We start from the raw sequence: 22,291 nt of genomic DNA on the forward strand, positions 1-22,291 counted from the left end.
CTCTATTGCTGTTTTTGGCGGCGGATAAAACCGACGAGCAGCAAAGCACCGCATAGAATTAACAGCGGAGTTTGGCCTATTTTAGCAAACCATGTTTGGCCAGTGACCAACGGAATAGTGGCACTCAGCACGCCCGTTTCAAATTGAGGCAGTGCAGCTGTGATATTGCCATTCTCATCGACGACGGCGGTGACGCCATTATTGGTGGCGCGCACCAGAGGGCGACCTAACTCAATGGCGCGCATTTGGGCGATTTCCATATGTTGCAAGGGACCATTTGAGGTACCAAACCAAGCATCATTAGAGACAGTTAACAGTAAATCTGTACCGAGATTGACGCTGTCTCGTAGCTGCTCAGGGAAGGCGATTTCATAGCAAATAGCAGGTGCAACTTTATGCCCAAGGGCACTTAGGTTGGGCTGCAGGTAATCGCCTCTAGCAAAGGAGGACATGGGCAGATTAAAGAAAGGTGCAATCGGCCGCAGCAGTGCTTGGAAGGGCACAAATTCGCCAATCGGCAACAGATGGTGTTTCTTAAACTGGTTGCTGCCATCGCTTTCATAATCTGGGTTATCTTGTTGTTTCTGATTATGGTTACCTAGAACAATCAGTGAATTATAAAAGTCCTCCTGCTGACGGCTAATAATCCCGGTAATGATGGAGGTGTGATTAAGGTTGGCCACTTTATTGGCATTATCCAAAAAGTCTTGCACCATGGATTCTGGTGCAGGAATCGCCGCTTCCGGCCAGACAATTATGTCAGCATCAAAGTGTTCACGGGATAAATCCATGTATTTCAATAGGGTTGGCCAGAGAGCCTCGGGTTCCCATTTCATACTTTGCGGAATATTGCCTTGCACAAGCGCGACTTTTACCGACTCACCTGTAGGCTGGATTTGTGACAACTTTGGGGCAACCCAAGCAGCAACTGCGGTAATAGGCAGTAAAATCAACAGACTTTTGTAGCGTTTGCTAAAACACAAGGCTAATGCGCCAGCGATCATTGCGATGATGAAACTTAATCCTAACGCGCCAATGATGCTTGCGAGGGCTTTTAGTGGGCCTTCGGTTTGGGAATAGCCGGCCCAAATCCAAGGGAAACCTGTCAGCACCCAGCCTCTGGCCCATTCGGTTAAGGTCCAAAGTGCGGGGAAGAGTAATAGATTACGCCATAACGAGTGGCTATTCGTGCGGGTAAACCATGCTAAGCCTAAACCCGTTAACGCAGGATAAAGCGCTAAATAGAGTGCCAGCAGCGCCATTAACGCGACAGAGGCGGGTAGTGGTAGCCCGCCAAAGGTATCCATACTGACATGCACCCAACTGATACCAACGGCAAAACAGCCGAAACCAAAGCTTAACCAATGGAAGAAGCTGGCTTTAGGATTCAAGGATTCACTCTGCCAAAGGGCTAACGACATGGCGATAGGATAGATAATCCACAGTGAATATGGCGCAAAGGAAAGCGCCGTACTGGCGCCTAAAATAAATGCCAGTACGAGGCGTAACGCACTCAGTCGGGACTTTTGTTGGGCAAAAGCCCGAATGTTAGTTAGCACGGATAATTCTTCTTACACGGAGAGTTATTCTTACGCAGAAAGTTATTCTACGTCTTCACCGATATTGTGATCGGGGAGTTTAACTCTAAGTTGGATTAAGCGTCTGGTATCGGCGTTGATAACTTTAAATTCAATACCTTCGATCATGATGCTCTCATTACGCTCCGGCAAATGGCCAAAGGCATGTGACACCAAGCCGCCAACGGTATCAAACTCTTCATCGCTGAAGTGGGTATTGAATTCTTCGTTAAAATCTTCAATAGGCGTAAGCGCCTTCACCATATAGACGGTATTACCGACTTTACGGATTTCGGTGTCTTCAGGGCTATCGTGATCGAATTCGTCTTCAATTTCACCGACGATTTCTTCGAGAATATCTTCAATGGTCACCAGACCGGATACGCCACCGTATTCATCGACGACAATCGCCATGTGGTAACGCTGGGAGCGGAATTCTTTGAGTAACACATCGACGCGTTTGCTCTCTGGCACAACGACGGCGGGGCGGATCACGCGATCAAGGGAGAAAGGTTCTTCACTGTTTGAGAAACCATAAGGGATCAAATCTTTAGCCAGTAAAATGCCTTCGATATGGTCTTTGTCTTCGTTAACAACAGGGAAGCGAGAATGACCTGAACCGATAACGGTTCTCAGCAGTTCTTCAACAGTATTGTCGATTTGAATCGCGACAATCTGGGCTCGTGGGATCATAATGTCCCGAACACGCATATCAGAAACTTCCAATACACCTTTAATCATTTCGCGGGTGTCTTCTGAGATCAGTTCGCGCTGTTCTGCGCCATCAATCACATCGACTAGGTCTTCGCGATTTTGAGGTTCGCCCTGAAACAACTGACTTACTCTGTCAAACCAGCTTTTCTTTTGGGCGTTCGTACTCGGGGGGATATCGTCACTCATAGTTTTCTCATTAACTTTGATGAATGGCATCTTAGTTAATTATTGTTCCTTATATGGGTCAGTAAAACCTAAGCTTTCAATGAGTTGAGTCTCTAATGACTCCATCTCTTCGGCTTCTTCGTCTTCAATGTGATCATAACCTAGCAGATGCAAGCAACCATGTACAACCATGTGTGCCCAATGGGCTTCTAGGGTTTTATCTTGTTCACGCGCTTCATTTTCAACGACTGAGGCACAAATGACAAGATCTCCGAGCAGTGGAAGTTCAATTTCTGGCGGCGCTTCAAAGGGAAACGACAACACATTGGTGGGTTTATCTTTGCCCCTGTAGGTGCCATTAAGCATTTGGCTTTCACGCGCATCGACGATACGAATCGTTAGTTCCGCTTGCTTCATACTGTTGCCAATGGCGGTTTTTACCCAGAGAGCTAACTGCTCTTCGCTGGGCAGATAGTCACTCGTCGTGGCGTATTGCACATCTAAGGCTAAATCAAGACTCATGCTTTAAGACTTCCTGCTGGATTTGGGGCTGTAGCTGTGATGATGGTTGCGACGCGTTGTGCTGATAGTCGCGGCGCTCTTTTTCGGCCTTTAATGCTTGCTCTTTACGATCAAAAGCTTCATAGGCTTCAACGATGCGAGCGACCACGGGATGGCGTACCACATCCTGCGAGACAAAAAAGTTAAAGCTGATTTCTTCTACTTGGCTTAATACTTCAATGGCGTGGCGCAGACCGGATTTTATATGCTTTGGTAAGTCGGTCTGGGTGATGTCACCAGTGATGACCGCGCGCGAGTTAAAGCCAATACGGGTTAAGAACATCTTCATCTGTTCAACCGTGGTGTTTTGGCTCTCGTCGAGAATAATAAAGGCATCGTTTAAGGTGCGACCACGCATGTAAGCTAGGGGCGCTACTTCGATAACGTTTTTCTCGATTAAGCGTTCGACCTTTTCAAAGCCGAGCATTTCAAACAGCGCATCATAGAGCGGGCGCAGATAGGGATCGACTTTCTGGCTTAAATCGCCCGGTAAAAAGCCGAGTTTTTCCCCGGCCTCAACTGCGGGGCGGGTGAGCAGAATACGGCGCACTTCTTGACGCTCTAATGCATCGACCGCTGCGGCAACGGCCAAATAGGTTTTACCCGTGCCCGCAGGACCAATACCAAAGGTGATATCGTGGCGTGTGATATTGGCCACATAGGTACTTTGGTTGGGGTTACGCGGTTTAATGACGCCACGGCGGGTTTTGATAAATAAGGCTTTATCATCACCGCTGTCGTCTTGCTCTAGGGCGATGGCTTCTTGAATAGCCAAATGCACTTGTTCAGGGTCAAGATCGGGCGTACTGCCTTTAACCGTTTGGGTTTCAATATACAGCTGCTTAAGTAAGTTATTAGCACTTAAACAGTGACGTGGTAGTCCGGTAATTTGAAAATGGTTGTTCTTACGGACAATCTCGACGCCAACGCGACGCTCAATCTGTTTGATATTGTCATCGAAGGGACCGCACAGTGAAGCCAAACGGCGGGTTTCTGCGGGTTCGAGATACAGATTCATAGTGGTTAATTTACTGGACAAACAGTACTCCTATTGTCAAATAACAAGCAAATTGTCAAATACCAAGCAAAGTGCTGAGTGAAAAGCCAAGTGCGATGTCAGTTTGCTATCGCAGCCTCTTATCAGAAGTTAATCTCAGTGTACGAGCCATCCATCATAATTGCTAACGGAAAATCACCAATTGCAGGCAGTTGTTATGGCCATAAAATAAGAGGGCGACACTGTCGCCCTCTTTATATAGGTACATTCACCCAAGATTTAAACCCCTAAGGTTTAAATTGAGTTACACCAAGATCATCATCTTGCTTATGCTTCGCCAGAATATCCGATGGGCGCAGGTTACGGCGCAGATCCATTTCATCTTCACCGCGGATAAATTTACCGCGTAGTGAGTTAGTGTAAACGTCGACAATTTCAACATCCACAAAGGTTCCAATGTGCTTTGGTAAGCCTTCAAAGTTCACCACACGGTTGTTTTCGGTGCGACCACGCAGTTCCATCGGGTTTTTTACCGACGGGCCTTCAACCAAAATGCGTTGCACTGTGCCCATCATATGGCGGCTGTAACGCATGGCTTGCTGAGTGATGCGGTCTTGCAGAATCGCCAGACGTTGTTTTTTCTCTTCCATATCAACGTCGTCAGGTAAGTCTGCCGCAGGTGTGCCTGGGCGTGCGCTATAGATGAAGCTGAAACTGTGGTCGAATGCTACATCTTCAATCAGCTTCATGGTATCAGCGAAGTCTTCTTGGGTTTCACCAGGGAAGCCAATGATAAAGTCAGAGCTGATTTGGATATCTGGACGAGCTTTACGCAGACGGCGGATGATAGATTTGTATTCAATCGCCATATGGCCGCGTTTCATCGCCGTGAGAATTCGGTCAGAACCTGACTGCACAGGTAAGTGCAAGAAACTCACTAATTCAGGAGTATCTTCGTAAACGTCGATGATATCCTGTGTAAATTCAATTGGATGACTGGTGGTGAAGCGAATGCGATCAATGCCATCAATAGCGGCAACATAGCGTAATAGCTCGGCGAAGGTACAGATACCGCCATCGTGGGTTGCACCACGGTAAGCATTAACGTTTTGACCGAGCAGGTTAACTTCGCGCACACCTTGTTCTGCCAGTTGGGCAATTTCGAGGATGATGTCATCCGATGGACGGCTGACTTCTTCGCCACGGGTGTAAGGCACTACGCAGAACGAACAGTATTTGCTACAACCTTCCATGATTGACACAAACGCCGTTGGGCCTTCGGCGCGCGGTTCGGGAAGACGGTCAAATTTTTCGATCTCAGGGAAACTCACGTCGATCACGGCTTTTTCGCCACGACGCACTTGTTCGATCATCTCCGGCAGGCGGTGAAGTGTCTGTGGGCCAAAAATGATGTCGACACATTGAGCTCGGTCTTTAATCGCTTTGCCTTCTTGGGATGCAACACAACCACCCACACCAATAATCAGGTCGGGATTTTTATCTTTGAGTGTCTTCCAGCGGCCTAACTGATGGAACACTTTTTCCTGTGCCTTTTCACGGATAGAACAAGTGTTTAGCAGCAAAATGTCTGCTTCTTCTGCTTCTTCAGTTAAGGTGTAACCTTGGTATTCGCCTAACAGATCCGCCATCTTGGATGAGTCGTACTCATTCATTTGACAGCCCCAAGTTTTAATATGGAGTTTTTTGCTCATCAGTTGTGTTGCCCTAAGCCGCCCTGTAAAAAGAGTCCCAAGCTGCCGTTGCCCTGTTAAAAGACAAACTGACTGCCCAGTCAAAATAGCGCGACATTTTACCCGCAGTTATGGCTGCTGACCAGCTTTGTCCACATTTTTACTCGCTAATCCCATCAGATTGTGATACCCACAAAGAAGCTAGGTTTATCGCTATTGCTGGGTTTTGCGTGAGCAACTCTCGGTTAAATTGGGCGGCATTTGCCATTTCCAACAAGCTATTACGGGCTTGAATGCTAATGTCTTCACGGATTTGGAGTCGAAATTCGCTCAACATTTCCGTGGTGTGGAGATATAAGGCATAATCGAGCGGATCGCGGTAACTGACGGTAATGGTTTCCATCGTTGGCGCGGCATTTACTGGCATAACACTGCAAATCAGTAGGCTAGTGGCGATATGTAATTGGATAAGTGTTTTCATGACATCCTCACTATCTCTATTTCAAGATGGATTCACTGGTCACTCATACGTACAGCGAGGGCTGGCTAAGTGAGAAGCAAATGGGCTTTTGATACCGCAGACAGCCTCAAATTCGTGCGGTGTTATCTTGAGTGTAGTGGGATTGCCTAAAGGGAAAGTGTGTCTTTGTAAGTAAGTGTGAGCAAATGGACATCTAGCAACATTTGCTCACCTTTGAACTGAAATTGACACGCTTTTGCTACAATCCGGCGATGGTGTGATGCGCTTTAAGCTTGAGCTTTAGGTAAGAGTAAAGTGCCTCAGACAACGTCGAAAGAACAAAAAAGAGTGATAACTAAGATGAGCCGAACAATGAGCCAAACGCAGCAATCCGCATCGATAACATCAGAGACTCAATCCTTTGATGTGATTTTAGTCGGCGGCGGTATGGTGGGCGCGGCAACGGCGATTGGTCTTGCACAACAAGGACTTCACATTGCTGTGATTGAGTCCTTTGCGCCCGAGGCTTATTCCCCCGAGCAGGCATTAGATGTACGTGTGTCGGCGATAAGCGTTGCCTCTGAGCATTTACTTGAGCAGTTAGGCGCGTTAGACAGCCTCCTTAAGATGCGTAATGTGCCTTATCTGGGTTTAGAGACTTGGGAGCTTGATGGTTGCATTACTCAATTCCACAGCTCCCAAATCGGTGCTAGCCATTTAGGCCATATCGTTGAAAACCGTTTAGTGCAGCTCGCCCTTTGGGAGCAAATGCAACAATGGGAAAATATTCGGCTCTTTTGCCCTGAGCGCGTTGCCCACTTTGCTCGCGGGGTTGATACGGTAAGCGTGCACTTACAATCTGGTTGCCTCCTTGAAGCAAAGCTTTTGGTCGGTGCCGATGGCGCGAACTCACATGTGCGCCAATGGGCGGGCATTGGGATTTCGGGTTGGGACTATGCTCAATCGGCCATGCTGATTAATATCCAAACCACCCAAGGTCAACAAGATGTGACTTGGCAGCAATTTACCCCTAGCGGCCCACGTTCCTTATTACCGTTACCCGGCAATCATGCCTCGTTAGTTTGGTATGATGATGCCAATCGCATCAAACAGTTAATGCAACTGAACAATAAGCAGTTGGCCGAGCAAATTCGCCAGCATTTTCCTGCTCGGTTAGATAGTGACTTTATAGTTGAAGCCAAGGGCAGTTTTGCGCTCACCCGCCGGCATGCTCAGGTTTATGTTAAGCCAAATGTGGTGATTTTAGGGGATGCGGCGCACACTATTAATCCGCTTGCGGGCCAAGGGGTTAACCTTGGATTTAAAGATGTTGAAGCCTTGCTTTCGGTCATCAAGGCGGCATTAACGGAGGATAAACCTTGGTGGTCAACCGAGGTATTAGGGAAATATCAGGCAAAACGTTACCTTGATAATCAGCTGATGATGACCACCATGGATGTGTTTTACGCAGGCTTTAGTAACGATATCTTACCGCTAAAATTGCTGCGTAACGGCGCATTAAAGCTCGCAAATATCAATTCTCCCCTCAAACAAACTGTACTTAAGTATGCGATGGGGCTCAATTAGCCCCTCGTGGTGAGCACTTGCTCACTCGGCATTTGTTGACTTACGCATTGAGTGCTAAAATGCCGCGTTTTTAACGAGTATAATCGGCATAGTTAACTCAAAATGGTCGACCGTGTGCTCGTTGCTATCGACCAATTAACGCAGTCTTGAGTGCCAGTAGTGAGTGTCATGAGCGAAATTAAATTAATCGTAGGTCTTGCCAACCCTGGCGCCGAATATGTGCAGACTCGCCATAATGCGGGCGCTTGGTATGTGGAAGAATTGGCCCGTATCTGTGGTGTGAGCTTAGTCGCCGATAGCAAGTATTTTGGCCTGACAGCCAGAGCTGTGTTGCACGGTAAAGATGTGCGTTTGCTGATCCCAACTACCTACATGAACTTAAGCGGTAAAGCCGTAGGCGCTTTAGCTAATTTCTTTCGTATTACACCCGAAGAAATTCTGGTGGCCCACGATGAACTGGATATGCCGCCGGGCGTGGCTAAATTTAAGTTAGGTGGTGGCCATGGTGGTCATAATGGCTTAAAAGACATTATTGCCAAATTAGCCAATGATAAAAACTTTTACCGTTTACGGATTGGGATTGGTCATCCTGGCGATAAGAATAAAGTCAGTGGTTACGTACTGGGTAAGGCCCCGGCGAAAGAGCAAGAGCTGATCAATGCCGCCGTGGACGAAGCCGTGCGCTCAACTGAAATTTTATTTAAAGAGGACATGGTGAAAGCCATGACTCGATTACACTCCTTTAAAGCGGAGTAAGGTTTGTGTCAGCGACCTTGTAACTTGTTAGACGTTACCAAGTTCACTATGCAAATACCGAAATGATTTATCAATGTACTGCCTAAGGGCAGGGCGACTAAAACTTGCTGGTGAGTGCGACTTGCCAGCCAAACATCGAGAAAAAGGTAAGAATATGGGTTTTAAATGCGGCATTGTTGGTCTTCCTAACGTAGGTAAATCAACGCTTTTTAATGCGTTAACTAAGGCTGGCATCGAAGCGGCAAACTTCCCGTTTTGTACCATCGAGCCAAACACTGGCGTTGTACCTGTGCCGGATCCACGCTTAGACGCGCTGGCGGCGATTGTTAATCCTCAGCGTGTATTGCCTACTACCATGGAGTTCGTGGATATCGCAGGCCTTGTTGCTGGCGCTTCTAAAGGTGAAGGTTTAGGTAACAAGTTCCTTGCTAACATCCGTGAGACGGATGCGATTGGCCATGTGGTACGTTGTTTTGACGATGACAACATTGTTCACGTTGCAAACAAAGTGGATCCTGCTCGTGATATCGAAGTGATCAACACCGAACTGGCTCTCGCCGACTTAGATAGTTTAGAGCGCGCCGTTATTCGTCAGCAAAAACGCGCTAAGGGTGGCGATAAAGACGCTAAGTTTGAGGTAGAAGTCCTTGAGAAAATGCGTCCAGTGCTCGATGAAGCCAAAATGCTGCGCTCGATGGATCTTTCTAAGGAAGAATTAGAAGCCGTTGCTTACTTAAACTTCTTAACCTTAAAGCCAACCATGTATATTGCTAACGTGGCCGAAGATGGTTTCGACAATAACCCACACTTAGATGCAGTGCGTGCAATTGCTGAAAAAGAAAATGCCATTGTGGTTTCAGTGTGCGCAGCGATTGAATCAGAATTGGCTGAAATGGACGCTGAAGAACGCGATGAGTTTATGGCAGACCTCGGGTTAGAAGAGCCAGGTTTAGATCGCGTGATCCGTGCGGGTTATCAGTTATTGAGCCTGCAAACTTATTTCACCGCGGGTGTAAAAGAAGTGCGTGCTTGGACTGTCTCTGTCGGTGCAACAGCGCCACAGGCGGCGGGCGTTATCCATACTGACTTCGAACGTGGCTTTATTCGTGCGCAAGTGGTGGCATTTGACGACTTTATTGCTTACAAAGGTGAAGCGGGCGCTAAAGAGGCGGGTAAATTACGTGTTGAAGGCAAGACTTATATCGTTCAAGACGGCGATGTCATGCACTTCTTGTTTAACGTATAAGCCAATTGATATTGGGCTAAGCTTTAGAAAGTAAGGCAAAATACGGGCAACAGAAGTTAATTTAGTGCATCTGTTGCTCAGTTTGGTGAAGTAATAGCCGAACGGTTTGCCTCAAGGAAAATAGCGAAAAAAAGCTGTTGACCTCGATACCTCGAATAAGCATAATACGCCCCGTTCCTCGCTACGAGGGGCGCGCAATAACGAAGTGGCAATGTAGCTCAGCTGGTTAGAGCACAGCACTCATAATGCTGGGGTCGCAGGTTCAAGTCCCGCCATTGCTACCATTTCGTTATACTAGCATTTGCTAGCATCTCTTCAGGATGTCAACTTGAAGCTGTGCGGGAATGGTGAAATTGGTAGACACGCCAGATTTAGGTTCTGGTGCCGCAAGGTGTGAGAGTTCAAGTCTCTCTTCCCGTACCATTATTTTAAACATCTGCGTTAGCGGGTGGATGAAACAAGTTTTAGTTGGGGTATCGCCAAGCGGTAAGGCACCGGGTTTTGATCCCGGCATACCTAGGTTCGAATCCTAGTACCCCAGCCATCATTTTTAGTTTCTCAGTTTTGGGGTATCGCCAAGCGGTAAGGCACCGGGTTTTGATCCCGGCATACCTAGGTTCGAATCCTAGTACCCCAGCCATGGCAATGTAGCTCAGCTGGTTAGAGCACAGCACTCATAATGCTGGGGTCGCAGGTTCAAGTCCCGCCATTGCTACCATATTTAAATCCACGTAAATCAATTGGTTTATCTGGTAAAAATCCAGAGATGTTTGTATGAGCAAATCTGGTACATTTTGATGCGGGAATGGTGAAATTGGTAGACACGCCAGATTTAGGTTCTGGTGCCGCGAGGTGTGAGAGTTCAAGTCTCTCTTCCCGTACCATCAAAATGCAACCGTAAAGGTTGAAGACAAGTTAATTGGGGTATCGCCAAGCGGTAAGGCACCGGGTTTTGATCCCGGCATACCTAGGTTCGAATCCTAGTACCCCAGCCATAGTTAAAAAGCCCGTCTTATGACGGGCTTTTTGCTTTCTATTTTCTGCTATTTATTTTGTTCGTTACTCTTTACGTATCTTTCATTGTTTAGGTTCAACGTACCTTTAATACCTATCACATTAAATATCTAATCAGTTCAGAGCCTCACAGGTATCTCAATCCAAGGCGCATTGACGCAGAAATGGTTATTCCCTTTTAAGTCAATGTAACACGGGAGTTGGAAGCCTGTAAGGCTCTCGAAGGGCGCTGATATTCACTGCATGGCAACGTGCTTTATACTGCGTTTAAGGCTTAGGCAGAGCACCACTATGCCTTCAAGCCTTCGCTAAAGCGTGTTGAATTCCAGCTGAATGAACAGATATTTAATATGATTGGTATAACAACAGAAGGGATAGAGCTTTCAGCCGCATAGGCTAGATGAGTATTTCTGCAAAATAAAAAAGCCACAGTGTTTTATCAACACAGTGGCTTAAGTTGGTCGTACGTTTTACCGTGACGGATAAGAAACACGTTCGCCCTAGCGGGAGGTTAGGGCGTGTTGACGTTTCAGGGTTATTTTTGCAGCAGTTTGGCTGGCTTTTATGCAAGGCAAAGTCCGTGCAGTGTAGTTATTCTACATAAACGGACGATAACGCGGCAGAAAAGCCAGCCAAATGCTGCCCGAAGGGTTCGCCTGGCAAGCCCTTGCTCTTTGTCACTCGTCATTTGAGTAGAATAACTACACATCATTCCTCGTTTCGCGAGCACGTGCTTGCCAGAACGAACAAAATCTAATCTCGAAACGTCAACACGCCCTAGTTATTATTGGGCGGGTTTGACTTCTTTGACTGGTGTGGGAACCGTGATTTCGCTTGCTGCCTTTCCAAGTACAGCTTCCTGCGTGGCTTTGACATCACCCGTTGCAACCGCTTTTAGGGGCGCAGCTGCTGGGATTTGTTCTTGCAGTTGTTCTGTCCCTGCTTCAATCGCTTTTTGCTGCAGTTTTTGCGGATCGGTATAGTCGGCGAGTTCTTTTGGCCAACTTGGAACGAGTTTCTCGGCCTGATCCGTAAACTGCTCAGAGATAATTTTGGGTGAGCCACCCGTTAACAACATCACTGCCATTTGGTTGGTTTCCGAATTCCATACAAATCCGGCTTTTTCTGCCATTTCAGGCACGGGAGTATAAGTCGACACCATATAAAATAAGGGGCCTTCCTGTTGAATTTTGTCGGCAGTTTTAAGCAGAGACATGGTGGTCTCATAGTTGTCACCGAGTAGCGACTTCATACGATCTTTAATGAGTGGCTGTTCGAATAGCCCGACATCATTGGGATTTAATCCAACGAGAGGTTTTAGCAACGCCCACATCAATTGACCTTGGGGTGACATTAACAGTAGCGGAGCAACACAGGCATTTAGCATTAATGCGAGCCAGATAATATGCAGGCAACGCATTTTTTTGAGCAAAGTTGTACTCAAGATGATATTTCCTTTGGAAGTACCAGCAAGTCGCCGGCGGCGGATTGTAGCTGATTGCGATTCTGTAAACGAGAGGGAAAAACAGGTAAATTTTAGGTGTGATTTTTAGTCGGGATGTTGATTTTTATCTGTTTGAATTAATGAACATTTTTCAATTGTTGCGATGTGTCATTTGCCCATGGTATGCGACCCTTGTTAACCAACCGCTATGACCTTTCTTCTGCGCTATCGTATTGAATGTGTAAAGATTGTAAACATGATACTTTTTGATAATAAATATCATTTACTATCAGCCATTCGTTTTATTTCATACAGGCACTAAGTTCTGCTGAGTTTTGGCGATTTTAGGTAGCTATTCCTGAAATGCCTTTTTTGAGAGTCAGTCATTGAAATTAAAAGTCAGTAAATCATCCCTTTCCTATGCACGCATTATCCATGTCTACGTCTCAATGGCGTTGCTTTTATTAATGCTATTTTTTGCGATTACGGGGATCACTTTAAATCATCCCAATTGGTTTTCATCGGCGGATCAAGAGCCGCTGCGTGAGCAGTTTGATATTCCAAGCTATTTGATTCCGACTGCGCCGCAGGAGTCCGAGTGGCGCTTGGCGGCAGGACATTGGCTTAAAAGTCAGTGGGATATGGATATTGCCACAGCCGATATTAATGAGGATGAAATCAGTCTGGTGAGTAAGGGGCCTGGCACCTATCGCACCGTCACCTTAGATTTGCTCGACGGCAAAGCCTATGTCGAGACCTTAGATTATGGTGTTGTCGCAGTGCTTAATGATCTGCACAAGGGCCGTAATACTGGAATAGTGTGGGCTTGGGTGCTCGATCTCTGTGCGCTGTTGATTATTTTGTTCTCGCTCACGGGCGCATATTTACTGTTACCACAAACCAAAAGACTTAAAAAATCGTTGTTTTATATGGTGCTCGTTAGCTCTGGCTGCGCACTTGTATATGTTTATTTTGTTCCATAGGGAGAGCCGATTGATGATGCGTCATCTTATTCGCACCACCGCTATCGGTGCGTTATTTGTGAGTTCTGTGGTATTTGCCACGCCTAGAATGACGGTTGATTTGACCTTGCCTGAAATTACCGAGGGGCAATATCACCGACCTTATGTGGCTGTATGGGTTGAGGATGCCAAGGGACAAACGGTTAAAACCTTAAGTCTGTGGGTATGGGATGAAGGTCATAAATGGCTTAAGGATATTCGTCGTTGGTGGCGTAAAGCTGGACGCGAAGATATGAGCTTTGTCGATGGTATCGCCTCGGCAACACGTCCTGCGGGCCACTACAAAATTGATTGGGACTTAAAAGATGAGGCTGGCAAACCTTTAGTCCCCGCCTCTTACACTGTGTTTATCGAAGTGGTACGTGAGCATGGTGGTCGTGATTTAGTGAGACAAACTTTTGATTTAGCGGCAGGGGATTTTACCGCCCAATTACCCGCCACCACTGAAACTGGCGTCATTGATATTCGCTTAAGCGGCATGACTCGCTAAGCCCTGTATTTAACGAAAAGGATATGAAGATGAAATTACGTTTTGTTGCCTTAGTTAGCGCACTGTGCATCAGCCCATTTGCCAGCAGCCATGATCGCTGGATCTTACCTAGCCACTACAATGTGTCGGCAGAAAGTAATGAGGCCGTTTGGATCACCTCTGATGTTTCAGCGAGTAATCAAGTGTTTATGGTTGATAAGCCTGTAACGGCTAGTGATGTGAAAGTGTATTTACCCGATGGCAAGCCGAGTTCACCGAGCTCGAGCTACACTGGCGGCCGTAAATCGGTTTTCGATGTGCAGCTATTACAAGACGGCACCTATAAGTTCGAGAAGGAAGTTACGCCTCGGTATTTTTCGGTTTACAAAGTCAAAGGAAAGGAAGAGGTAGTGCGTAGTCGTCTTGATAAAAAAGCGACCGCGGCTGTGATGCCTAAGGATGCCTATGACCTTAAAGGCTCATTGACAGTTGCTAGGGTTGAAACCTATGTGACCCGTAATAAACCAACCGATAAGGTACTGGCACCTAAAGGTGAATACTTAGAGTTAGTACCTATCACGCATCCTGCTGATATTGTTGAGAATGAACCTGCAACGCTGCAATTTGTCTACGATGGAAAACCCGTTGAAGGCGTAAGCGTAGCCATCATGAAGGATGGTAGCCTATACCGTAACAAACCAGAAGAAATCAGCTTAACCTCTGATAAAGAAGGTAAAGTAGCCATGACGTTGCCAGCTGCTGGTCGTTATCTATTGCATGCCTCTATCGAGCGCCCAAGCCCAGATAAATCACTTGCAGATAAGACGGTAAGCGAAATCTTTTTGACCTTCGAGGCAGGGCTGGAATAAGCTAAGAATTTATTACTAAAGTGATTAATGCCCACAAACAAGTTTGTGGGCATTTTTGTTTTTAGCTCTTGTCGTAATTAAGGTCGCACTATCATTCTTTACTACTAGCATCAGGGCGCTAGCTTCAGTAAGCTGCAAGATGCACAGTTCTTGATGCATCCCACGCGCATAACGATTAGAATAGCGCAATTCCACCCTGATTTTACTGTGTTGACCTTAGCGTCGACACGGGTTGCTTTTGTTTTAAAGGAGACGAAAGAAGTTATGACTAAGGTTCCTATGACAGTTGTCGGTGCAGAACAGCTGCGTAAAGAGTTAGATATGCTCAAGTTTGAACGTCGCCCTAAAATCACTGAAGCGATTGCCTCAGCGAGAGAATTAGGCGATCTAAAGGAAAACGCTGAATATCACGCTGCCCGTGAAGAGCAAGGCATTTGTGAAGCGCGTATCCGTGATATCGAAGGCAAACTTTCTAACGCGCAGATCATCGATGTGACTAAGATGGTGAACAACGGTCGGATTATTTTTGGCGCGACTGTCACTATCTTAAATCTCGATACTGATGCTGAAGTCACTTACCGTATCGTGGGCGACGATGAAGCCAACATCAAAGAAAACCTGATTTCAGTCAACTCTCCGATTGCCCGCGGTTTAGTGGGTAAAAACGAAGGGGATGAAGTGTCTATCACGACCCCTGGTGGTTTGACTGACTACGAAATTATTTCGGTACAATATATTTAAGTCCCAGCGTTAATACGTTAAAAAAGCCGCCTTGAGCGGCTTTTTTATGTCTTCAATAAGCCTGGTAATGGGCAATATAAGCGCTAAACATGTTAAAGATGGACAAAGTTTAATTTGTTTCTTAAGCGCGAGTTACCTAAGCTTCACACTTGGCATTTTATGTACCGTGCCGAAATTTTATTTCTCCATGTAATTTCATCTTGAGTTATTACCTAAGTAGGATGTGAGCTTGATTCAGCAGTGGCGCCGCACATTAATGTTACTTTGCATGTCGATCATGTTGATCGCCCATGCGGGTGGTTATGTGTCACGCAACATCACATCACATCAACTGTATTTGTCATCTACGACGGTTGTGATGAGTGCGCAAATAAGTGCACTTACGGCGGATACACAGGAATTTGCTTCGCAAGATGCAGCAACACTCAACTCTTTTTCTGCAAATTCTTCAAAGGTGTCTCACTCACAACCTAAAGCCAATGAGACGTCCATCTGTAACACCCTTGATAAGGCTACTGCAGCTGATTGCTCTGAGTCTGAATTAGTCAGTCACTCCGATGATTTTAATTTTGCCCCTGTAAACTCCCAGCGATTTATCAATCTTGTCCAGCATGATGTGCGTGAAGTTAAACCTAATTACCTCTTAGCTTTTGAATTCACACCAGAATCCGAACCAGCGCTTGGGGAAAATCTTCGCCTCGATGCTCGTCCAGATTGGACGCTTTTGGCTGAATCATCGCCAGCACGGATCTCCGGCTGGAAAGTTTCAAACCTCCAATATCGGTTTAGTCAACAAGCAGCTTAATCCACTCTCACCCGTTAATGCAAGTTAACAACAGCAACGCATTCCACATAGGAGTGTCTCATGTTGTTAATGCTGCATTTTACTTCGCTCGAAACCTGTTTGGGTGCGCATTTAGCTCGTTGGAACTCTAGGCATTTTGCTTAGATAACCCATGATTCCACCGCGAGTTAATCAGCCATATGGTTAACGAACTGGTTTCACCGTAATACTGTTATTGCCAGTTTGACAGGCCACTTTGGGGCGCATTTATGTCGCGCCATGGTCCTTGCTCGGCAATAGAATGTGAGTGATTTTTATGGATAACATTCAGAGTAAAAAGCTGCTAAATCATTATTCAGCTTGGAAATATATTGTACTAATCGTCACTATTATTGTGATGTTATTTAGCGCATTACCCACCTGGTATGGCGAAAATGCCGCAGTGCAAGTTGGCGCCAAAGCTGGACTTAATCTTACGCCCATTGAACTGCGGGATAAGTTAAAAGCCCAAGGGATAGAGGTTAAGCGTATTGAGGTTAAGCAACATGGTGAGGATAAAGGGCAAACTCTGATCGTCCTCAATGATGACAGTGAGCAAACCTTAGTAAAAACCTTAGTGTCATCTATGGTCATTGAGCCAAAGGAACTCACGCTGGCATTGGTGAGTGCGGCGCCGAGTTGGCTACAAAATCTCGGTTTTGAGCCAATTAAGCTAGGGCTCGATTTACGTGGTGGCGTGCAATTTTTACTCGATGTGGATGTGCAGCCCGTCTACCAAGCCCAAGCCGATGCCTTAGTCGAATCCTTAAGACAGTTTTTGCGCGAACAGCAAATTCGTGGTGCCAGCGTACGTATCGATAACACTCGTGATGATGTGGCGTTACAAATCGCGATTGCATTGTCTGATGCTGCGCAAGCAGACAATAGCGCCCGCGCCGCCGTACGTCAGTTTATCCAGCAAAGCTACCCGACTTGGCAATTAACTAATGCGGATAATGGCTTAGTCATCAAACTCAGCCAAGATGAGCAGAGCAAACTCCGTAATTTAACGGTGCAGCAAAACCTGCAAATTATGCGGAGTCGTATTGAAGAGCTGGGGATTACTGAAGCCTTGGTTCAGCGTCAGGGTGAACACCGCATTCGTATCGAGTTACCCGGAGTTCAAGATCCCGCTGCCGCTAAAAACGTGATTGGTGCGACCGCAAGCTTGGCCTTTTTTGAAGTTAAAGAGTCAGGTTCTGTGAATGCGCAGGTTCTGAAGGATAAGTCAGGAAATCCCGTTTACGTTGCTCGTTCACCAGTGCTTGGCGGCGACCATATTGTAGATGCCCGTGCCAATATTGGCGAAATGGGCATGGCCGAGGTTAACATTCACCTTGACCGTATTGGTGGGCAGAAAATGTCGGAATTCTCCCGCGCCAATATCGGTAAACCTATGGCAACATCCTACAGCGAATATAGCCGTGATGAGCAAGGTAAAGCCAAGCAAACCCAAGAGATCATTAGCGTTGCGACCATTCAATCCCAACTTGGCGATCGTTTCCGCATTACTGGCGCTGGGACCTATCAAGAAGCCCAGCAATTAGCGCTGTTGTTGCGTGCAGGTTCAATGACGGCGCCTGTAACTATCGTTGAAGAACGTACTATTGGCCCAACCCTTGGTGCTGAAAACATTGAAAACGGCTTTGCAGCGCTCGGCTTAGGTATGGGGATTACACTGCTGTTTATGGCGCTGTGGTATCGCCGTCTTGGTTGGGTGGCAAACGTTGCACTGATTTCTAACATGGTGATCCTGTTTGGCCTATTAGCACTTATTCCTGGTGCAGTACTGACCTTACCCGGTATTGCTGGCCTGGTGTTAACCGTTGGTATGGCGGTTGATACTAACGTACTCATTTTCGAACGGATAAAAGACAAGTTGAAGGAAGGCCGAAGTTTTGCACTTGCCATCGACACCGGTTTTGACAGTGCGTTTTCAACTATTTTCGACGCCAATTTCACCACGATGATTACCGCGGTTGTGCTCTATTCCATTGGTAATGGTCCGATCCAAGGTTTTGCTTTGACCTTAGGTTTAGGTCTATTGACCAGTATGTTTACCGGTATTTTTGCCTCAAGAGCCTTAATCAACCTAGTTTACGGGCGTGATGCGCGCCGTCATGTGAGGGTATAAGTATGAAGAATATTAATCTGACTAAATGGCGCTATATTTCGAGCGCTATCTCGATCTTTTTAATGCTTGCATCGTTAACTATTGTCTGCGTGAAGGGTTTTAACTGGGGCTTAGATTTTACGGGAGGGGTGGTTACCGAAGTACAACTTGATAGAAAAATCACCAGTAGTGAATTGCAGCCATTATTGAATGCTGCCTATCAGCAAGACGTCAGCGTGATTTCGGCTAGTGAGCCGGGGCGATGGGTATTGCGTTACGCAGATACGGCCCAAAGTCATGTTGATATTGCGCAAACCTTAGCGCCACTTGGCGAAGTACAAGTGTTAAATACCAGCGTTGTCGGTCCGCAGGTGGGTAAAGAACTGGCAGAGCAGGGCGGTCTTGCACTGTTAGTTGCTATGTTAGCGATCTTAGGTTATTTGAGTTACCGTTTTGAATGGCGTCTCGCTTCTGGTGCATTATTTGCGCTGGTACACGACGTGATGTTTGTGCTTGCCTTTTTCTCGCTGACACAGATGGAATTTAATTTAACGGTACTGGCCGCTGTGTTGGCGATTTTAGGTTACTCGCTCAATGACTCGATCATTATTGCCGATCGTATTCGTGAGCTATTGATTGCAAAACCTAAACTTGCGATTCAAGAGATTAACAACCAAGCCATTGTGGCGACATTTTCCCGAACTATGGTGACTTCAGGAACCACCTTAATGACCGTTGGTGCACTATGGATAATGGGCGGAGGGCCGTTAGAAGGGTTCTCGATAGCCATGTTTATCGGCATTTTAACTGGCACTTTCTCTTCGATATCAGTCGGAACCTCATTACCGGAATTTTTAGGGTTAGCCCCTGAGCACTATCAAGTACAAGCTATTACAGATACTCCTTAGGCGGCAAAACAAAACGGCCACTCGCTTGAGTGGCCGTTTTGTTTAAGGCTGGAAAATTACTTCGCTCTTGGCAAGGCAATTTTCATTTCAGGTGATTGACGATAAATCACCAGAATATGACCAATAAGTTGCACTTTTGCAGATTGAGTTTCACGTACTATGGCATCAACGATGGCATTTTTAAGCTCTCTGTCAGCAGAGGCTACTTTCACTTTTATCAATTCATGATAAGCGAGTGCGCTTTCAATTTCAGCGAGTACACCTTCAGTCAATCCATTGGCACCAAGCAGCACCACTGGCTTTAAATTGTGCGCCAGACCTTTTAAATGCTGTTTTTGTTTGGTTGTTAAGTTCATTTCTACCAACTTTTGCTGAGTTACTGTTGAAAAACCGCTATTCTACCCTTATATAGCCTTTGTGTAACTCTCAATTGTTGCGGATTTTAAATGTCAGGTAAAAAACGTACGGCCAGTTCCAATCGCTGGATGCTGGAACACTTTGATGATCATTATGTCAAACTAGCACAGAAACGGGGATTGCGTTCTCGCGCTGCGTTTAAGCTTGAAGAACTACAGCAAAAGGATCAGTTGATCCGCCCAGGTATGACGGTTGTTGACCTAGGGGCTGCTCCTGGTGGGTGGTCTCAGGTAGCCGTTAAGCTAGTCGGAGACAAAGGTAAAGTCATCGCCTGTGATATTTTACCGATGGATCCCATCGTCGGCGTGGATTTCTTGCAAGGGGACTTTCGTGAAGAGAAAGTGCTTGAAGCATTGCTAACTCGCGTCGGTGCAGATAAGGTTGACGTTGTATTGTCTGATATGGCGCCCAACATGAGTGGTTCAGACGGTGTCGATCAGCCGCGCGCCATGTATTTAGTCGAGTTGGCGTTAGATATGTGTCATCAAGTATTGGCACCTAACGGCAGTTTTGCGGTCAAAGTCTTTCAGGGGGAGGGGTTTGACGAATATATGAAGGCGGTTAAAGAGGCATTCAAAGTCGTAAAAACACGTAAACCGGACTCGTCGCGGGCACGCTCCCGTGAGGTCTATCTTGTGGCGACAGGGTACAAGTTGTAGTACCCTAGCGTTAATCATCGCAAGACTTTATGAGGTCTAGTAATTTGAGTGACATGGCAAAAAATTTAATACTCTGGGTTGTCATCGCCGTTGTGCTGATGTCAGTGTTTCAGGGTTACTCCCCCTCTTCTTCGTCATCGCAGAAGATGGATTATTCTACTTTCCTAGACAATGTTCGTGATGGACAAGTCGCTACCGTTGAAGTGAAAAGTGACCAACGTACTATCGAAGGTTCCAAGCGTACGGGCGAAAAATTCACGACCATCATGCCACTGTATGATCAAGATTTGATTAATGATCTTGACCGTAAAGGCATCACCATGAAAGGCCAAGAGGCCGAAGAATCAGGGTTCTTAACCCAGATCTTCATCTCTTGGTTCCCAATGTTGCTGCTGATTGGTGTGTGGATTTTCTTTATGCGCCAAATGCAAGGCGGCGGTGGCAAAGGCGCAATGTCCTTTGGCAAGAGCAAAGCCAAGTTGATGAGCGAAGATCAAATCAAAACCACTTTTGCTGACGTTGCTGGTTGTGATGAAGCGAAAGAGGAAGTGAAAGAACTTGTTGATTATCTGCGCGATCCAACCAAATTCCAAAAGTTGGGTGGCCGTATTCCAACGGGCGTGCTCATGGTAGGTCCTCCAGGTACAGGTAAAACCTTACTGGCGAAAGCGATTGCGGGTGAGTCAAAAGTGCCTTTCTTTACGATTTCAGGTTCTGACTTCGTGGAAATGTTCGTCGGTGTCGGCGCATCTCGCGTGCGTGACATGTTCGAACAGGCGAAAAAATCTGCGCCTTGTATCATCTTTATCGACGAAATCGATGCTGTGGGTCGCCAACGTGGTGCGGGTTTAGGTGGTGGTCACGACGAGCGTGAGCAAACCCTTAACCAAATGCTGGTTGAGATGGATGGCTTCGAAGGTAACGAAGGTATCATCGTTATTGCAGCGACAAACCGTCCTGACGTACTTGATTCTGCTCTGCTGCGTCCAGGCCGTTTTGACCGTCAAGTGGTTGTTGGCCTGCCAGACGTTCGCGGTCGCGAGCAAATCCTTAAAGTGCATATGCGTAAAGTGCCGCTTTCTGAAGATGTCAAAGCAAGCGTGATTGCCCGTGGTACACCAGGTTTCTCAGGTGCAGATTTAGCCAACTTAGTTAATGAAGCGGCCTTGTTTGCTGCGCGCGGTAACCGTCGTGTTGTTGGCATGGAAGAGTTTGAGCGCGCAAAAGACAAGATCATGATGGGTGCTGAGCGCCGTTCTATGGTGATGTCTGAAGCGGAAAAAGAGATGACCGCATACCACGAAGCAGGTCATGCGATTGTGGGCTGTTTAGTGCCTGAGCACGATCCTGTTCACAAGGTAACGATTATCCCACGTGGTCGTGCCTTAGGTGTGACTTTCTTCTTGCCCGAGGCGGATGCGATCAGCCAAAGCCGTCGTAAGTTAGAAAGCCAAATTTCAGTTGCCTACGGTGGTCGTTTAGCCGAAGAGCTGATCTACGGCACTGAAAAAGTCTCTACTGGTGCTTCGCAGGACATCAAGTATGCCACTTCGATTGCGCGTAATATGGTGACCCAATGGGGCTTCTCCGACAAATTAGGCCCATTACTTTACGCTGAAGAAGAAGGTGAAGTCTTCTTAGGTCGTAGCATGGGTAAAGCTAAGGCGATGTCCGATGAAACCGCTACGCTTATCGATACTGAAGTGAAGGCGTTTATCGACAAAAACTACAGTCGTGCTAAGCAAATCCTTCAAGATAACGTCGATATTTTGCATTCGATGAAAGACGCGTTAATGAAGTATGAAACCATCGACTCACTGCAGATTGACGATCTAATGAATCGCCGTGAAGTACGTCAGCCTGCCGATTGGCAAGCCGATGAAAACGGTTCAAATGATAAAGGCAATGGTAAAGGTGAGCCAGCTGTTAAAGTTGATGAAGTCGTCAAATCTGCTCCTGCAGAGGCTGAGCTTAAAGATGCCGACGAGTCACCCGTTAAGTAATGGTTGTTAATTGAAAGAGAACCCCGTTAAGGGGTTTTCTTGTTTTATCTTGCTA

Annotated in this window: 20 protein-coding genes and 7 tRNA genes; 19 read left to right on the forward strand and 8 right to left on the reverse strand. The window is 46.5% G+C overall.

The features are described from left to right. Positions 1-2: 2 nt before the first annotated feature. The 6 genes from lnt to SO_RS05460 form a co-directional block, all read right to left on the reverse strand. Positions 3-1,559 carry an apolipoprotein N-acyltransferase gene (lnt, locus tag SO_RS05435; protein ID WP_011071408.1) on the reverse strand — a complete coding sequence of 519 codons (1,557 nt, stop codon included), beginning with the start codon at positions 1,557-1,559 and terminating at the stop codon, positions 3-5. A gap of 42 nt (positions 1,560-1,601) precedes the next feature. After that, positions 1,602-2,477 carry a CNNM family magnesium/cobalt transport protein CorC gene (gene corC / locus SO_RS05440; protein ID WP_011071409.1) on the reverse strand — a complete coding sequence of 292 codons (876 nt, stop codon included), beginning with the start codon at positions 2,475-2,477 and terminating at the stop codon, positions 1,602-1,604. Between the two features lie 39 nt (positions 2,478-2,516). Beyond that, a complete protein-coding gene (ybeY, locus tag SO_RS05445) occupies positions 2,517-2,978 on the reverse strand; it encodes an rRNA maturation RNase YbeY (RefSeq protein ID WP_011071410.1) in 462 nt (153 codons plus the stop codon). Then, entirely contained in the window at positions 2,968-4,056 is a 1,089-nt protein-coding gene (locus SO_RS05450) for a PhoH family protein (protein ID WP_011071411.1), read from the reverse strand. Before SO_RS05450 ends, ybeY begins: the two co-directional genes overlap by 11 nt. Before the next feature lie 245 nt (positions 4,057-4,301). Continuing rightward, entirely contained in the window at positions 4,302-5,726 is a 1,425-nt protein-coding gene (gene miaB, locus SO_RS05455; protein WP_011071412.1) for a tRNA (N6-isopentenyl adenosine(37)-C2)-methylthiotransferase MiaB, read from the reverse strand. Positions 5,727-5,865: 139 nt separating this feature from the next. Next, positions 5,866-6,186 (reverse strand): hypothetical protein, encoded by a 321-nt coding sequence (locus tag SO_RS05460; protein ID WP_011071413.1) that lies wholly within the window; start codon positions 6,184-6,186, stop codon positions 5,866-5,868. Between the two features lie 339 nt (positions 6,187-6,525). Between SO_RS05460 and SO_RS05465 the strand changes: the two genes are divergently transcribed. From SO_RS05465 to SO_RS05510, 10 genes are all read left to right on the forward strand, one after another. Continuing rightward, on the forward strand, positions 6,526-7,752 hold the full coding sequence (locus SO_RS05465; RefSeq protein WP_172966548.1) for an FAD-dependent monooxygenase: 1,227 nt from the start codon (positions 6,526-6,528) through the stop codon (positions 7,750-7,752). A gap of 168 nt (positions 7,753-7,920) precedes the next feature. Further along, positions 7,921-8,508 (forward strand): aminoacyl-tRNA hydrolase, encoded by a 588-nt coding sequence (gene pth, locus SO_RS05470; RefSeq protein ID WP_011071415.1) that lies wholly within the window; start codon positions 7,921-7,923, stop codon positions 8,506-8,508. Between the two features lie 154 nt (positions 8,509-8,662). Then, complete coding sequence (ychF, locus tag SO_RS05475) at positions 8,663-9,754, forward strand: redox-regulated ATPase YchF (protein ID WP_011071416.1); 1,092 nt, start codon at positions 8,663-8,665, stop codon at positions 9,752-9,754. A 207-nt stretch (positions 9,755-9,961) separates the two neighbouring features. Further along, a tRNA-Met gene (locus tag SO_RS05480) sits at positions 9,962-10,038 on the forward strand. Between the two features lie 54 nt (positions 10,039-10,092). Further along, positions 10,093-10,177 (forward strand) — tRNA-Leu (locus SO_RS05485). A gap of 46 nt (positions 10,178-10,223) precedes the next feature. Continuing rightward, positions 10,224-10,298 (forward strand) — tRNA-Gln (locus SO_RS05490). 21 nt (positions 10,299-10,319) lie between these two features. Then, positions 10,320-10,394, forward strand: a tRNA-Gln gene (locus SO_RS05495). 1 nt (position 10,395) lies between these two features. Beyond that, positions 10,396-10,472, forward strand: a tRNA-Met gene (locus SO_RS05500). Positions 10,473-10,553: 81 nt separating this feature from the next. Next, positions 10,554-10,638, forward strand: a tRNA-Leu gene (locus tag SO_RS05505). A 36-nt stretch (positions 10,639-10,674) separates the two neighbouring features. After that, positions 10,675-10,749, forward strand: a tRNA-Gln gene (locus SO_RS05510). Positions 10,750-11,552: 803 nt separating this feature from the next. Here the strand turns inward: SO_RS05510 and SO_RS05515 are convergent. After that, on the reverse strand, positions 11,553-12,188 hold the full coding sequence (locus SO_RS05515) for a hypothetical protein (RefSeq protein WP_164925835.1): 636 nt from the start codon (positions 12,186-12,188) through the stop codon (positions 11,553-11,555). 410 nt (positions 12,189-12,598) lie between these two features. Between SO_RS05515 and SO_RS05520 the strand changes: the two genes are divergently transcribed. From SO_RS05520 to secF, 7 genes are all read left to right on the forward strand, one after another. Beyond that, positions 12,599-13,195 carry a PepSY-associated TM helix domain-containing protein gene (locus SO_RS05520; RefSeq protein WP_011071418.1) on the forward strand — a complete coding sequence of 199 codons (597 nt, stop codon included), beginning with the start codon at positions 12,599-12,601 and terminating at the stop codon, positions 13,193-13,195. 16 nt (positions 13,196-13,211) lie between these two features. Then, complete coding sequence (locus SO_RS05525; RefSeq protein ID WP_164925836.1) at positions 13,212-13,724, forward strand: DUF2271 domain-containing protein; 513 nt, start codon at positions 13,212-13,214, stop codon at positions 13,722-13,724. A gap of 29 nt (positions 13,725-13,753) precedes the next feature. Next, positions 13,754-14,572, forward strand: a complete 819-nt coding sequence (locus SO_RS05530; protein ID WP_011071420.1) for a DUF4198 domain-containing protein — start codon at positions 13,754-13,756, stop codon at positions 14,570-14,572. Between the two features lie 264 nt (positions 14,573-14,836). Next, complete coding sequence (gene greA, locus SO_RS05535; RefSeq protein WP_011071421.1) at positions 14,837-15,313, forward strand: transcription elongation factor GreA; 477 nt, start codon at positions 14,837-14,839, stop codon at positions 15,311-15,313. Between the two features lie 268 nt (positions 15,314-15,581). After that, on the forward strand, positions 15,582-16,118 hold the full coding sequence (locus SO_RS05540; RefSeq protein WP_238560551.1) for a hypothetical protein: 537 nt from the start codon (positions 15,582-15,584) through the stop codon (positions 16,116-16,118). Between the two features lie 295 nt (positions 16,119-16,413). After that, positions 16,414-18,270 carry a protein translocase subunit SecD gene (secD, locus tag SO_RS05545; protein ID WP_011071423.1) on the forward strand — a complete coding sequence of 619 codons (1,857 nt, stop codon included), beginning with the start codon at positions 16,414-16,416 and terminating at the stop codon, positions 18,268-18,270. 2 nt (positions 18,271-18,272) lie between these two features. Further along, a complete protein-coding gene (secF, locus tag SO_RS05550; RefSeq protein ID WP_011071424.1) occupies positions 18,273-19,157 on the forward strand; it encodes a protein translocase subunit SecF in 885 nt (294 codons plus the stop codon). A gap of 56 nt (positions 19,158-19,213) precedes the next feature. On the opposite strand, the gene yhbY is transcribed toward secF, so the two are convergent. Continuing rightward, on the reverse strand, positions 19,214-19,513 hold the full coding sequence (yhbY, locus tag SO_RS05555) for a ribosome assembly RNA-binding protein YhbY (RefSeq protein WP_011071425.1): 300 nt from the start codon (positions 19,511-19,513) through the stop codon (positions 19,214-19,216). Between the two features lie 90 nt (positions 19,514-19,603). Between yhbY and rlmE the strand changes: the two genes are divergently transcribed. Both rlmE and ftsH read left to right on the forward strand, forming a co-directional pair. Continuing rightward, positions 19,604-20,233, forward strand: a complete 630-nt coding sequence (rlmE, locus tag SO_RS05560; protein ID WP_011071426.1) for a 23S rRNA (uridine(2552)-2'-O)-methyltransferase RlmE — start codon at positions 19,604-19,606, stop codon at positions 20,231-20,233. A 29-nt stretch (positions 20,234-20,262) separates the two neighbouring features. Next, positions 20,263-22,236 carry an ATP-dependent zinc metalloprotease FtsH gene (ftsH, locus tag SO_RS05565; RefSeq protein WP_164925641.1) on the forward strand — a complete coding sequence of 658 codons (1,974 nt, stop codon included), beginning with the start codon at positions 20,263-20,265 and terminating at the stop codon, positions 22,234-22,236. The last annotated feature ends 55 nt before the right edge of the window (positions 22,237-22,291 follow it).

The organism is Shewanella oneidensis MR-1 (genome assembly GCF_000146165.2).
GTDB lineage: Bacteria > Pseudomonadota > Gammaproteobacteria > Enterobacterales > Shewanellaceae > Shewanella > Shewanella oneidensis.